Origin of the sequence: Longicatena sp. 210702-DFI.1.196 (assembly GCF_020563125.1) — a bacterium.
GTDB classification, from domain to species: domain Bacteria; phylum Bacillota_I; class Bacilli_A; order Erysipelotrichales; family Erysipelotrichaceae; genus Longicatena; species Longicatena caecimuris.
Genome location: NZ_JAJCPX010000015.1, coordinates 1 through 14,580 on the forward strand (window position 1 = coordinate 1; position 14,580 = coordinate 14,580).

Sequence of the window (14,580 nt, forward strand, 5' to 3'; positions counted from 1 at the left end):
GTTGTACCTTTACTTCATTTGGTCGTATTCCATCTTGGTTATTACTATCATTCCAAATCTTCGCTACAGTTTTATTGATAAGTTCGACAGCATGTGTATTTGTTAAAATAAAGTTTCCATCCTTATCACTTTCTATCTTACTTTCATATCCAGAAATTGTATCTAGTTCTTTTATAGTATATTCAATTTCTTTTCCTGATTCATACTTTGGAAGATCTTTCCAAGAAGAACTCCAATTATTTTTTTCATTCAGTGTGAGCACTTCCCCGAAGGCCTTTCCATTAGCTAAAAGTTGTACCTTTACTTCATTTGGTCGTATTCCATCTTGGTTATTACTATCATTCCAGACTTTTGTTACTTTTTTTTCGATGGTACTCTGTGTATTCTTAATAATTATAGATATTTCATTTTCGCTCACAACTTTCTCATATGTTGCTCTATATCCTTCCATTGCATGTTCTTCAACATCATAAGTATATTGCAACGGTAAATGGTTAAATGTTACCTTCCAATTATTCGTTTCATTTAATTCTACTGTATCAAGAATTGTTCTATTCCCATTTTGATCAATACGAATTAGGTCTACTTTTACTGTCGGTGTTTTTCCATCTATAGTTGCCCATTGTTTCTCTACATGAATGGTTTGATTATTCTCTTCTTCTCCAATAACGACACTTCCATTTGTTCCTATTCCACCACCTCTTACAGAAGTATTTCCTGAAATAATTAGCTTGGCTGCATCCTTTGCTATTTCTTTTGCATTCTGTGTTGTATCAACTTTCAAAGCATATGTTTCTTTACTATTACTAATATTTTTTATTGGTTCCCCATGATTTGCAGGATCAAATCGAGAGACGGATGGATCTGGTTTTCCTAATACTCCTAATTCTAAAACCTTTCCATCTTCATAATATGTAACACTGCCTCCCCCTAGCATTCTCTCAGCAAGTGTTGTAATATACTTATCACTTCTTGGAACAGACACATAATCATCTCCTGCTGCATTTGTCAAGGCATTATTATCAAACAATGCCCCTCCATTATTCACATGAATTTGTACACTACCAGTAGGACAAGACCATATCCCTCCTCCTAATAAAGTTGCATCATTATCTGTAATCAAGGTATTATACATATGAAGTTCATAAGGAATACTTCCAACATATACACCACCACCTTGATCTTCTGCCTTATTATTAGTTATTTTGCCAGCATTCAATGTCACTTTATTCGAAGCGACATAAACACCACCACCTGTACCTTGTGTAGCATCTGCTTGAATGGCGTCATTTGTGCTATTCCCGGATATCACACCACCATTCATAGTGAATGCAGCAGGACAATTATACTTAGTGCCCCAATCATTTATATCAAAACCAGCATCACCTGCCCCCATCGCAACAAAAGCATCAAATGCTGAGACTCCGCCTCCCATAGGAGCTTGATTATTTATGATTTCCCCATTATTCATCTCAAATTCACCATTACATAAAATAAAAACTCCTCCACCACTGAATCTAGAAGTATTATTGGATATTTTACCACCATTCATTTGAAAGTTAGCAACTGTTACATAATCAGGATCTAACCAAGTACCAACAGTTACTCCTCCAGCTGTTCTATTACTATAATTATTGGAAATTTCTCCCCCATTCATAACGAAACTTGCAGCATCTTCATCTCGATTACTTCGACCACCACTAACATTAACAATTCCACTCATTAATCCATCGCATATATTATTTGTGATGTATCCATTATTTAATATAAACTTACTTCCATTTAATAAATAAATTCCATTTTCTTCCATATCTGACCAATTATCAAAGGAGTTTTTTGTGATTTCTCCCCCATCCATTATAAAGGTAGCATGATCTTCTATTAATAAACCAGAAGAAGCTTCGTTCTCAGTAATAATGCCTCCTTGCATATGAAATTCAGCATTTTTTCCCTGCATATGAATCACATAGCAGGTGTGTCGAGTAATTGTTCCAGATACTAATGTAAGTTTTCCTGATATTTCTATTGCAGTGGCAACTCTTTTCATGTTCATAAATCGATCACCAACATTATTACCATCAATAGTAATACCCTCTATATACACATTTCCTCCTTCTTCTATATTTATCATATGCAATGATTTATCAAGCTTTTCAGAACGGACCAGCCTGCCGACACCAGTAAAATGCACCGTTCTTCCATTCTGTATAAGGATTTCATCTTCTATTTCAATATCCTTTGTTATTTCTATAAAAATATTATCTTTATTTAGTAGTGCTGTCTCTAACTCTGCCCATGTAGAAACCTGTACTGAATCTTCAATTTTTGTTTCTTTTAACACATTTTCCTTATTTAACTTTTCTTGAGCAACTTTTTCTTGAGCAACTTTTTCTTGAGCAACTTTTTCTTGATCAACTTTACTCTTTTCAATATTTTCAGATGATTCTTTCTCTATTAATTTTTCAATATCATCCACATCTACTGTAATATCCACTGTCAAAATTTCATTTGTTTGATTTTTATCATTAATGACCTCAGAACTAGTGCCCTCTGTTTTTGTATAATACACAGTAAATACATATGTACCATTTTCTAACGCACGATAAGTGATGCTTGAATTTACTAAAGAAACTTCACTTTTATCCGGTAAAGTTACCTTCTGTATATTGATATTCTCTTTTGCTTCTATTTTAATATCAATTGCAACTGCTTGTTTATCTGATTCCATCGTTGTATGAACCACATAATTTGATGCTTCATTCTCACCAAAAGCAATGTTGTCATTATTTGCAAACACTTTATTTTGGGGTATTGCAAACGTTATTAAACTAACTAAAAGTAATAATATTGGCATGACTCTAAATATTTTCTTCATAATTGCATCTCTCTTTCTCTCCTTATATAAAACATTGTTCTTTATTTTATGTGTTTTTTCTAATATATTCGTGATTCAGAATAAATAATGAACGGCATCAAAAAGATATTAGATTCTTTCTTAATTCTTTATTCATAAAGTACCCAATCTTCGAATTGGAAAAGCCCTTTTTCTCTTCTACTTTTTTCAAAATTCTCTAACTCTTCAACTTCCCGCATCTTGATTTCTTTTAGATTACTTAAAACACGAAATGCGTTTTTCCCAACTTTCTTCACCAACAGTAAGTCGACAACCTCTAGCACATTGGCTCTATAAAACTCTAATTCCTCTACCTCTTGTACATATGGTATTGTAATAGTTTTTAAAAAAATTACCGTCATAAAACATTTTATTTCCTACTTTTAAAAGGGAAGGCATATTAACTATTTCAATTGGGGTTTCCATAAAGGTATTAGTTCCTAATCGGCTTTTTCAACCACTGTTACTTTGGGTAATGAAACTTCTTACAATTTACTAAACACATAAAACATTTGAACAGGTAAAGAAGTAATGTTTTCTAAATCTAAGGTATGAAAACGATTCTTAAAAAACATAAAATCATCTCTTGATTTGATTTCGTTACGTTTGGAAAGATTCTTTTCACTCTAGCCTAATCTCAGTTACCTGAAGGTCGATTTGAAAATGTATTCACATTAGTCATTATTACTGTTTCATATCCAGTTACAGCCAAATGTTCTACTTGTGTAATTAAATAGGTTATGCTACCATATGTCACACTATCTATTTACAATATTTTGGGATTACTAGATTGTGAAACAAATTTATCTATATCAGAGATACTAACTTTTCCTTCTTCTAATACTTCATAACGTACATCTGCTTCCCAGAACTGTGTATTAATTGGTAACGAAACTTTAATATCGCCATTCAATGATCCTTTTGTTTTCAGCTCTTTTTCTTCTAACCCTAACTCAATAATTTCTAATTCTGACTCAGTCTCTCGCCATGTTTCTATTACAATTTCATCATTAATTATTCATATTTCCTCCATTCCCTCACTACATGTAAGCAAAAGTATTGTATGAAAATTGTTTCAAGTCTATTAAATTGCTATATTTTTGATTTTCTTTCACACTTATTCTCTCCTTATTTACATATAATGAACCATTTCAAATTATCTGTTTTTGTTTTCCTGATTGTATGCCAAAATGGCTTAGCAACACAAACACTAAATTTAGTTACTTCCTATTCATTAATAGCATTCACTTCTTTAATGTCAATGAATACTTCATACAGCACATCGTTTCCAAATTCAGATAGTGTTATCCCACCTGACAGAGCTATAGGCATAATTTCTTTTTTCAATTTCCTTTCAATTATTCTTTTCCATACCTTCAAGAAATGGCTTAAAATATTTCTCTTCGCCTTTTTTCTTGCTTTTTCTGCTTCATCAATTGTTGCATATGTTCCAAGAAAATATCACTTTCCCTGAAATGTGATTTAGCAATCCATTTACCATTTCGAGTAGGGGACATTCCTCTTACACCACTTGTATTACTTTTCGAGAGTTTTTCAACTCGGATTAGACATAAATTCGTACCCTCAATCAGATTCGGATTTTCTCTTGTATAACCACAGCTTTTTGTCCCACCAATTTAGAAGATTACTAGTGAAAATTTCTTTTTGCTTTCCACACTTGCATTGACAAATACATTTCCAATATCCCTTTTTATTTCGATAAGAAGAAAGGACTATTAAAATTCCAAATTGTCTCCCATGGTAACAATCTGTCTGTATTTCCATTTTTCTATATAACAACCTCCTTTCCCTTTTTTTCACTAATATATTTCTAGCGATAAATTACTATTTAGACATATTAGGAATTTTACTGAAAACTTTTTTAAGTAAAATTATAAGTATCGAATTTGTAGATGGTAAAGAAAGCACACTTTTCGTTTCAAGGATGATAAAATGGAAATATGACATAAGGATGGGAATTTTAGGAATTATTCAATCAAAAAAAGATGGAACTAAATGTGTAATTTTTGTCATAAAAAATCTAAAATTTAACTATTTAGGGTTTGTCACGAAAAGTGTGCACCATAAAAAAATAATTAAACATCTATTAGGCTTGTCGATAACAATGTGTAAAATTTTTAAATTAAGGAAGGTAGCAGGTTTGTCAAGAAAAGTGTGTAAGTAAAATATAATCACTTTAGATATTTCTCAATGCGAGAGCTAAACTTGTCATTGATAATGAGTTGATTTAATACTTGTGACCAACTGCGGATGGTACCATTCTCCCATTTATTTTCAAGTTCTGTACAACGTAAATATAGTAATTTGTATAAGGCGTTCTCGTTTGGAAAGGCGCCTTTTTTCGTCACTTTGCGGAAACTGGAATTGATTGCCTCGATCGCATTCGTCGTATACATTACTTTTCTTACGGCACTCCCATAATCGAACAGTTGTTTCATAACTAAAATTACGCCGCCATACGTCCACTGCTCCTGGAAATTGTGATCATGCATGTTGGAATTTTTCAAACTCTGCTTGACAAGTTTTAAGGCTTGGCACTCCATATACTTTCTTAAGATGGGAAGTATATGTTTTAAAATCTTTACTTGGTACATACTTTATTGAGTTTCGTATCAAGTGGACGATGCTCGCTGTACGATCACATCCGAAGTTGGCTTTTGCGCCATCCTTAAGTACACTAACCCCATCCATCTACATAAAGAAAACATCTTCTAATCCTCGTGCTTTCATTCATCAAATATCTGCATCCAATAATTCTTACTCTTACTTTCACTAAGCCATAATCCAAGGATATCTTTATATCCATTCAAATCGTAGCCTAATATCGTGTATACAACGCATTCTTTCGCCTCATAGCCATTACGCAATGTTACATACATACCATCTATAAACAAGAAGGCATAGCACTTCTTCAAGGGTCTATTTCGCCTTTCTTCTAGTTCTGGTAGTATGACATCTGTAATATCGGATACCATTTCATGAGAAATTGAAAATCCATAGATATCTTCTATTGTTTTTGATATATCACGTTGACTCATTCCTCATGTACAACGCCAATACTTTATCTTTTATTCCTGAAACATCTCTTTATCGTTTTGATATCATCTGTGCTTCAAAAGAGCCATCACGATCTCTTGGTGTAACGATCGTGATATCTCCCTTTGTAGTATGATCAGTTTTTTGACTATATCCATCTCTGCGATTCTGCCTTTGTTTATAATCTTTATCATCATTTTCGTATCCTAAATGATGATTCATTTCACCTTGGAACAATGATTCAAATATAGGATCAAAAAGTTCCTTGAGTGCTTCATCTGCATCCTCTATGGATTGTAAAAAACTGCGTATCATTAAGTTATACGATCTTATTTTACACAGTTTATTTTACACTCTCACTATTTATTAAGTTTTTCTACTCGTTTCACCCAGCGACCGAATGTAACATGATTGGTATTAAGCAATCTTCCCGCTTCACGTTGACTTATCTGCTTGGCTTTCCATAAATTATATACTTCTGTAAATCTTTCCGGTAAATCATTTGCAGGTCTCCCAAATTGAATACCTTTTATTTTGGCTTCCTTGATACCTTCCATCTGACGTTGACGAATGTTTTCACGTTCAATCTGTGCCACATAAGAAAGAATTTGTAATACTAAATCTGCAATAAATTTCCCTGTAACGCCGTTGACCTGATTTCTTGTATCTAAAAGAGGGAAATCCAATACAATAATATCCACATCCTTTATTTTTGTCAGAAAATGCCATTGTTCAATGATTTCATCGTAGTCCCTACCTAATCGATCAATAGATTTGATATAAAGTTCATCACCCATTGTAAGCCGATTTACTAATTGCTTATATTTGGGGCGATTAAAATCTTTACCTGATAATTTATCAATAAATATTTTCTTTTTATCAATTCCTATTTCTAGCATAGCAGACATCTGTCTATCGATATTTTGATCTCTTGTAGAGACTCTTACATAACCATATTTTTTCATTAAATAATTCCTCCTATTCCGGTAATTCAATTTTTAATTATCTCACATCTTCATTATAGAGTCAGTGTTAATTATTTCCATATTTGAATTAGCTGAACTAAAAAAGCTACTACCCAAAATAGATAACAGTATGGTGTTTATAGAATAAATTTAAGCAGAATATTACAGATCAGAAATTATATGAGTTTTCTTAAACTATGTAGAATGAGCGAAAAAGTCTTCATTCATTTTTGATAGCTTCGTATCCATAAATAATTCTGCTATTAATTTTATAATTACTCATAGATGAAATTGCCTTTAATCGTATAAATAGTATTATTATCAACACGTTCCACGATTCCAACATGATCACTAACACCAGCATTTTCCCAATCGAAAAAGATGATATCACCTGGCAGAGGAATACTACCTCTTGGTTTCCTTTGTTGATGTTTCCAGAACGAGGCATAGAAAAAAGAGGTGTAACCTCATAGACTTGTCAATTCAGTCTATTTCGTTACAGCCTCTTTTCCCTATGTTTAATACGTTGTTACTTCGAGTAGTATTCTACTCGACACCAATTATAAACGAATATACCGGCTGCATGCCATTGTTGAGTTCTACCTCAACATCGTATTTATCTTCAATATAACTAGCAATCTCATTTGCTTCTTCTTCGTTGACATCCTCGCCATAAACAAGCGTCACGATTTCACTTTCTCCATCAATCATCATATCCAGTAACTGTCGTGTTACTTCCATTTTATCTGGTAATGATACAACAATGTCTTTTTCTTTTAAGCCCATGTAATCGCCAGCTTTGATATCTAATCCTTCAAATGTCGTATCCTTGATGGCATACGTAACTTGACCGGTTTTTACCATACTGATGGCATCATTCATTTCAGCCAGGTTCATATCGAAATCCACATCAGGATTAAACATGATACATGCACTTAATCCTTGAGGAATGGATTTTGATGGAATGACTTCCACATTCAGATCCTCACAGACACTTGCGGCCTGTTGTGCTGCTAAAATAATATTGCTGTTATTTGGCAATAAGAAGATATTTTCTGCGTTCACTTGATGAATGGCTTGCACAAAATCTTCGGTAGAAGGATTCATCGTCTGCCCACCACTGATAACATAATCAGCACGCAGTTCTTTAAACATATCTTTCAAACCATCCCCTGCTGCAACCGTAATAATTGCATACTTCTGTTTTGGTTTTTCTTCTTTTGGTTTCTCTTCTACCGTTGCGTTCATCATGATATTTTCATGCTGCTCCTGCATGTTTTCTACCTTAAGTTTTGCGAATTCACCATAACGCTGTCCCATATTTAAGGCATCTCCAGGAGTCAAGGTATGTACATGTACTTTAACGATATCATCATCACGCACGCATACAATAGAATTACCAATTCGAGCAAGTGAATCACGTAATGCTTCTTCTTGGAAATTTCTAGCGCCATGCTCCGATAAACGAATGATGAATTCTGTACAGTAGCCGAATTCTTCGCTCTCCATACCAGCACCGGCAACTTCTTTACTTTCCTGTGCTTCTTGGCGTTCAATAACTTCACCTTTCAGTGCAGAAACAAACCCTTCAAAAATCGTAACAAGTCCAGCACCGCCACTATCAACGACACCAACTTCTTTTAATACCGGCAAAAGATCAGGCGTTCTCTCTAAGGACTCCTTCGCCTCCTCCAGCATTTTTTCCATAACTTGTAAGCAAGTCACATCTTGCGTTGAGGTTGCATATGCATATGTGTAATCAGCAGCTTCACGTACTACAGTTAAAATAGTTCCTTCTACTGGTCGCATGACCGCTTTATAGGCAACACGAGAACCCATAACCAGCGCATTTGCTAATTGGAAACCGTTGATTTCCTTCATGCCATCTACACCCTGATATAAACCGCGGAAAATCTGCGAAGTAATAACTCCGGAATTTCCTCTTGCTCCCATTAATAACCCTTTTGATAATACTTTTGCAATATCGCACACATCATCGCTAGTGCATGCTAAAGCATCCTTTACGCCCGCATTAAACGTCAGCGACATGTTCGTTCCTGTATCACCATCAGGCACAGGGAACACATTTAATGCATCGATTTCCGTAAACTTATTTGACAAATTATTGGCACCGCTTGCCAACATGTCTTTCAACAATTTTCCATTGATCATTTCCATAGTTCTCTACCTACTTTATAACCTTGACATCTTGCACATAGACATTAACTTTCTTAAAGTCTAATTCCAGATTTTTTTCCAACATGTATTTCACACGCATCTGCACCTCATGAACGATTTCACTAATCTTCACGCCGTAAGATACGATGATATATAAATCCAATTCCAAGTCATTGTTATCCAGCTGACGAACAACAACACCTTTGGCATAATTATCCTTCTTTAGTAATTCTGCGATTCCATCCTTCACAAATTTTTGGGATGCCATACCGACTACGCCATAGCATTCGGTTACAACACCACCGGCAAGTGAGGCGATTGCGTCGATGGAAACATTGATATTTCCGTACTGTGTACTTTTAGAGATTGACATAAAATTCCTCCTTATATCCTCATTATTATATCAAAATCCCCTTGGAAATCCAAGAAAGATTCTCAAATACCTTAAAATTCTTACTTAAAGGCTTTACAGTCTTCCGTTATGTAGGTTTCCGTATTCGCATCCATGACAAAGCAGACATGATCTTTTTTCAAATTTTTTAAAGTCTGTTTATAAGAATTAAGGATAAATACGGAATCATAGGAGGTATAGATCGTATTGCCATCCTGCATCACGATTTTCACCATATGCTTATCGTAACTTTCAGCATGCGGTGTAATCTCAGAAATCATAGATACGATATCCTGACTAACCTCTTTTTTATTTTTAGCAAATGCAGCAGCTAAGTTTTTCCTTTCTTTCTTGGAAAAACCATCAATCAATGGGTAGTTGACTATGGTGTCAAGGTTTTCACTGGTTATTTCCTTCTGTGAGCCATCTTTCAATAAAACATAATTCTTTTCACCTTCGACAAAGTAACCAATGACCAGTTTTTCTTTGATTTCAATAGCAATCACGCCATCCATGCTTTTCTCAATTTCCACATCTTCAATGAAATCGTCTTTTTTCAATTTCCAAGAAAGGTAGCATTTCGGTGTGATCATATATCGTGTTTCATAGGAAAGATGCGCTTTTTTCAAGACATCTTCTTTCGTATAAAAGCGATTACCTTTTACTTCTAATGATTTCACCTTAGAAATATCACTCATAAAATACAAGGATGCCACTAAAAGTATAGCACCAGCAATCACAAGTCGCCGTTTTCTGCGCCGCTTTTTACGTTTTTTCTTTTTATTTTGCAGAGCCAGGTATTTCGCTTCGACATCATCGTAAAGCAGCTCGTCTAATTGTTCCAATTGAATTTCTCTACTTCCGTAATTAAATCAATGTCGAAACGTTCCTTGACTTCTTTTTGAATTTCTTCTACCAATGCCGCCACATCGTTAGCTTTGGCATTATCTTCATTCACGATAAAGTTTGCGTGTTTTTCAGAAACCATAGCTCCACCGATGCGTTTTCCTCGCATGCCGATACTCTCAATCAACTGCCAAGCCTGATGGCTTTCCGGATTGCGGAACACACTGCCGGCACATGGCTTATTTAAAGGTTGTGAATCCATACGACGTTTTCGCCGTGAATCCATAACATCACGAATCTCCTTTTGATCGCCTTCCTGTAATTGCAAACGGCATCCTAAGATCAACCAGTCTCGGTGCTGTTGAAAAATAGAATGACGATAGGCATAGTCTAATTCATCCTTACGCATAATGCAGATCGTATGTTCTTTCAGTACATAAACCTCTTGGACAATGCCTGCCATATCACTCTTATAAGCACCGGCATTCATAAACAAAGCGCCGCCAATCGTTCCGGGGATGCCACTGGCAAATTCCAAACCGCTTAAAGAACGCTTCATAGCCTCATGTGCCAACAAGATGATGCTTGTACCTGCTTGCACCAAACAACTGCCATCCTCTTCAAAATAAAAATCCGTAAAATAGCGATCCAGACAGAGAATCACACCATCATAGTCATCATCGCTGCATAAAATATTGCTACCTTTGCCAAAAATCTTTATCGGCATTTCTTCATCCTTTAAGATGTCCATAACTCTTAACAGGCAAAGCTCATTTTTTGGGTATATAAAATAACTGCAGTTCCCACCAATGCGAAAGGTTGTACGTGTTTTTAAAGACACATTGACTTCCACATCCGCATAGGGCTGTAATTTTTCTTTCAATGTCATGTTATATTTCACCTTTTCATTTCATCGCACCAGTCTAAAATATCACTGCTGGCATTGGGCTTACCAAGCGCCAACGCATGCTGATGCATCTCTTCCTTTATTGCCGGATGATCCATAATCAATTTGATTTTTTCATCCAATACTGTTGCATTCAAATCTTTTTCTTCTATCATATATGCTGCTTTTTTTTCAACCAGCACACTGGCATTATAAAATTGGTGATTGTGTGCTACGTAAGGGCTTGGAATCAATATGCTTGGTGTTCCCAATGCTGTGATTTCAGCAGCCGTCGTTGCTCCAGCACGACATATGATCAGATCCACTTTAGCAATGATATCCAATTGTTTTACATAGTCTACAACCTTAATGTTATCCTGTGGAAAAACGCTCTTCATTTCTTCATAATTGTTTTTTCCGCTTACAAACAAGATTTGATATTTGTTGTCGATCTTAGGTAAGACATCTTTCATAATGGCATTGATGGAAGAAGAACCTAAAGATCCCATAACCACCAAAATCAGCGGCTTATCCATTGACAGACCTAAAGAACGATAATATGCCTCATCAAATTTAACCTGGACAGCATTGGTTGCCCGTGGATTTCCTAACAATCTTGTTTTTTCTCTGCCAAATTCTTCAAAGCATTTTTCATAACAGATTACGATGGCATCCATATAATTTGCCACCATTTTATTCGATACACCAACAATGGAATTTTGCTCATGTATCATCGTTTTTACATGCTTTTTATGTGCAGCCAGCATTACCGGTGCACTTACATAACCACCAAAACCAATGGCAATGTCAGGTTTAAAATCTTCTATGATACGGAGTGCCTTGCGATAGGCCTTTGCCATCAGCAATAATGCCTTCATCTTATTGACAATACCACCTGTTAAACCGCTTGCATGCAGACCTTTAAATTGATAGCCGTGTGCAGGTACTTCTTTCGCCTCCATACGATCATCATTTCCAACAAACAAAATGTCAATATCGTCATAGCGTTTTTTTGCCGCATCTGCCAGCGCAATGGCCGGATATATGTGACCTCCCGTTCCACCGGTTGCTATCAGTAATCTCATGTCATCACTCCCTGTGATTTATTATACCATGTTCATACCGTATTTTTAAATAAAATTCGCTTTTTTCAACTTTCCTTTGCAATACTCATAAGCAGTCCCATACTCCCCATCATAACCATTAAAGAACTGCCTCCATAGGAGATAAAAGGAAGCGTAATCCCAGTTACTGGAAACAACCCGACAACTACACCAAGATTGATCATGACCTGAATAGCAAACAGGGAGGTAAGACCAATAGCAATATAGCATAAATATGGATCTGTACAATTTTTAGCAATTTTAACTCCCTGATAAATAACAGCTATAAATAAGCCAATTAGTAAGACGCTGCCGATAAAGCCAAATTCTTCCGCATAGATAGCAAAGATGAAATCTGTTTGCGGTTCGGGCAAATAAAAATGCTTCTGCATGCTATTATCAAAACCAACACCTAAAATCCCCCCAGGTGCAATAGCGAAAAGGGATTGTATAATCTGAAAACCAGCTCCTAAAGGATCTTTCCAAGGATCAATAAACGATGTAATTCGTGCCAATCGATAAGGTGCGCTTAAAATCAAGCCACCCAAACCTCCGGCGCCTAAAATACCTACGCGTACGAAATAAGATAAAGGAGAATCGGCCGCTAACACCATGATAACAATTGAGCAGACCATAACCAAGCCACTGCCAAAATCAGGTTGCAATAAGATCAAGCCAAAACCAATCATTACCAGAAAAGCGGGAAAAAACAAGTCTTTACGAAAGCTTTTGATACGATAGCGCTTTGCCAGATAATCTGCTACATAAATGATAATGGCAATCTTAAAAAACTCTGAAGGCTGGATAAGAAAAGAACCAACACCGAACCAACTACGACTACCATTACGCAAGACACCCACACCTGGAATCAATACCAATATTAATGCGACAACACATAAAAGAAATAAGCGTTTGGCATAGCGGCGCACATGCACTAATGATATGCGGCTGGCAACATACATCACAAATAGACCAAGTAAGGCAAATACCGCCTGACGGCTCATGAAATATGTTGCGTCCTGGAACTTCGCGGCTGCCCAAACTCTCGAACTGCTGCCAACCATAACAATGCCTATGATAAGTAAGACCATGATTTCCAAAGTCAATAGTCTGCATTTTTTAGAAAACATAGCGCCACCACCTTCCCTTCATTGTATGCTCAAAGGAAAAGAAAAAGTAGCAATGCTACTTTTTGCTTATCATTTTCTAATTATCATCTATGTAAAAACAGCTTCATTACTTATTCGATCTCTATTTGCTATTTGATGAAGCAGTCAGCATCTACTTCCCTTTTTTCACCTTATAGCTGCCATCCCATTTAACCAGTTTAGCATGAAGAAGATAACGCAGATCTGTGGAATTTCCCTCTTCATAGGAACATGTTGATAAAGTCACGATATGATCTTGAGTATTTAGCTTTACATTCCGTTTAAAATCGGATAATCCTTCAACCATATTTAAATATTGTTGCCAGCTTTCCTTTGTCGGATAGTTTAGATCATACGATGCCGAAAGATCTTTGGCTGAATGGATACTGAAAATTTCACATCGATAATTTTGCTGAGGTGTAAAAATATATAAATACGGATGTTTATCAAAAAATGCTTTTTCTTTGAATTTTTCAATATCTGTAAACATCGTCTTATGCCACATATTATGTCCATAGATAATGGTATTACGATCTTTAAATTTCCCATCTGCCTGATAATCCATGAAAATGGCACCAGCATAGTTCGCTTTCTTTTCAAACGAATGTGTCAGATAAAAGGAATTATCACTTCCTTTTACGATAGGGTAATTGATATTGGTATCCGGTATGAGTATCCAGGCTAATATTTCATCATTTTTCTTTTTTAAAGCCTTCCAATTCACCGTAAAATCTTTTTCTAGATCATCTGGTATATTACTCAATTGTTGTAGCTCTATTTTCTCTTTTTCTTCCGCATGATTTTGAGAGTATATATGAAAGAGCTGATACCCGGAATAGATAAAGACGCCCAAGGCAATTAAAAATAAAATATCGTATAGGATCTTCTGCCATTTTTTTAATGGTTTCTTTGGCTTTTTCTTACGCATGCAGTATCACTCCTTATTGCTTTTTCATTTTATCATATTTCATAATGCTTTACTAGAAATTCTACCATAGGAACTATCGTAGTACCAGTTGCTGATTACTTAAGTACGATGATTTCACAGCCCTTTTAGGAAAACGTTTTGCCTTGTTTGTTTTACATCGATTCTTTGATCTGCTGCATCTTACT

At 35.5% G+C, this 14,580-nt stretch carries 11 protein-coding genes and 1 pseudogene; all 12 read right to left on the reverse strand.

Annotated features, from left to right (window positions below; all coding sequences use genetic code 11):
• Nucleotides 1–2,875: Cna B-type domain-containing protein (locus tag LI241_RS07870; protein WP_227151132.1), on the reverse strand; the 2,875-nt coding region annotated here is incomplete at its 3' end.
• A gap of 128 nt (nucleotides 2,876–3,003) precedes the next feature.
• Nucleotides 3,004–3,255 carry a hypothetical protein gene (locus LI241_RS07875; RefSeq protein WP_008687775.1) on the reverse strand — a complete coding sequence of 84 codons (252 nt, stop codon included), beginning with the start codon at nucleotides 3,253–3,255 and terminating at the stop codon, nucleotides 3,004–3,006.
• Nucleotides 3,256–5,085: 1,830 nt separating this feature from the next.
• A pseudogene (locus LI241_RS07880) lies at nucleotides 5,086–6,247 on the reverse strand (IS256 family transposase); the annotation flags it as partial.
• A 62-nt stretch (nucleotides 6,248–6,309) separates the two neighbouring features.
• Nucleotides 6,310–6,915: a recombinase family protein gene (locus LI241_RS07885; protein ID WP_227151131.1), complete on the reverse strand. Its 606-nt coding sequence runs from the start codon at nucleotides 6,913–6,915 to the stop codon at nucleotides 6,310–6,312.
• Between the two features lie 275 nt (nucleotides 6,916–7,190).
• Nucleotides 7,191–7,319 carry a CHAP domain-containing protein gene (locus tag LI241_RS07890; RefSeq protein ID WP_081484686.1) on the reverse strand — a complete coding sequence of 43 codons (129 nt, stop codon included), beginning with the start codon at nucleotides 7,317–7,319 and terminating at the stop codon, nucleotides 7,191–7,193.
• A gap of 142 nt (nucleotides 7,320–7,461) precedes the next feature.
• Nucleotides 7,462–9,093: a DAK2 domain-containing protein gene (locus tag LI241_RS07895; protein ID WP_008687770.1), complete on the reverse strand. Its 1,632-nt coding sequence runs from the start codon at nucleotides 9,091–9,093 to the stop codon at nucleotides 7,462–7,464.
• Nucleotides 9,094–9,103: 10 nt separating this feature from the next.
• Nucleotides 9,104–9,466, reverse strand: coding sequence for an Asp23/Gls24 family envelope stress response protein (locus LI241_RS07900; protein WP_008687768.1), 363 nt, complete (start codon nucleotides 9,464–9,466; stop codon nucleotides 9,104–9,106).
• 80 nt (nucleotides 9,467–9,546) lie between these two features.
• Nucleotides 9,547–10,329, reverse strand: coding sequence for a cell division protein FtsQ/DivIB (locus tag LI241_RS07905; RefSeq protein WP_008687766.1), 783 nt, complete (start codon nucleotides 10,327–10,329; stop codon nucleotides 9,547–9,549).
• Nucleotides 10,317–11,219, reverse strand: a complete 903-nt coding sequence (murB, locus tag LI241_RS07910) for a UDP-N-acetylmuramate dehydrogenase (RefSeq protein WP_008687764.1) — start codon at nucleotides 11,217–11,219, stop codon at nucleotides 10,317–10,319. Before murB ends, LI241_RS07905 begins: the two co-directional genes overlap by 13 nt.
• Before the next feature lie 8 nt (nucleotides 11,220–11,227).
• Nucleotides 11,228–12,301 carry an undecaprenyldiphospho-muramoylpentapeptide beta-N-acetylglucosaminyltransferase gene (gene murG / locus LI241_RS07915; RefSeq protein WP_008687762.1) on the reverse strand — a complete coding sequence of 358 codons (1,074 nt, stop codon included), beginning with the start codon at nucleotides 12,299–12,301 and terminating at the stop codon, nucleotides 11,228–11,230.
• 65 nt (nucleotides 12,302–12,366) lie between these two features.
• On the reverse strand, nucleotides 12,367–13,449 hold the full coding sequence (ftsW, locus tag LI241_RS07920) for a putative lipid II flippase FtsW (RefSeq protein ID WP_008687760.1): 1,083 nt from the start codon (nucleotides 13,447–13,449) through the stop codon (nucleotides 12,367–12,369).
• Between the two features lie 151 nt (nucleotides 13,450–13,600).
• The gene (gene srtB / locus LI241_RS07925; protein WP_008687758.1) at nucleotides 13,601–14,395 is read right to left on the reverse strand and encodes a class B sortase; all 795 of its coding nucleotides are present in this window, start codon (nucleotides 14,393–14,395) and stop codon (nucleotides 13,601–13,603) included.
• Between the last annotated feature and the right edge of the window lie 185 nt (nucleotides 14,396–14,580).

Coding starts and splice junctions, on each gene's coding strand:
- LI241_RS07875 (WP_008687775.1), bottom strand. CDS start 3,255: ATGACGGTAATTTTTTTAAAAACTATTACAATACCATATGTACAAGAG.
- LI241_RS07885 (WP_227151131.1), bottom strand. CDS start 6,915: ATGAAAAAATATGGTTATGTAAGAGTCTCTACAAGAGATCAAAATATC.
- LI241_RS07895 (WP_008687770.1), bottom strand. CDS start 9,093: ATGGAAATGATCAATGGAAAATTGTTGAAAGACATGTTGGCAAGCGGT.
- LI241_RS07900 (WP_008687768.1), bottom strand. CDS start 9,466: ATGTCAATCTCTAAAAGTACACAGTACGGAAATATCAATGTTTCCATC.
- murB (WP_008687764.1), bottom strand. CDS start 11,219: ATGACATTGAAAGAAAAATTACAGCCCTATGCGGATGTGGAAGTCAAT.
- murG (WP_008687762.1), bottom strand. CDS start 12,301: ATGAGATTACTGATAGCAACCGGTGGAACGGGAGGTCACATATATCCG.
- ftsW (WP_008687760.1), bottom strand. CDS start 13,449: ATGTTTTCTAAAAAATGCAGACTATTGACTTTGGAAATCATGGTCTTA.
- srtB (WP_008687758.1), bottom strand. CDS start 14,395: ATGCGTAAGAAAAAGCCAAAGAAACCATTAAAAAAATGGCAGAAGATC.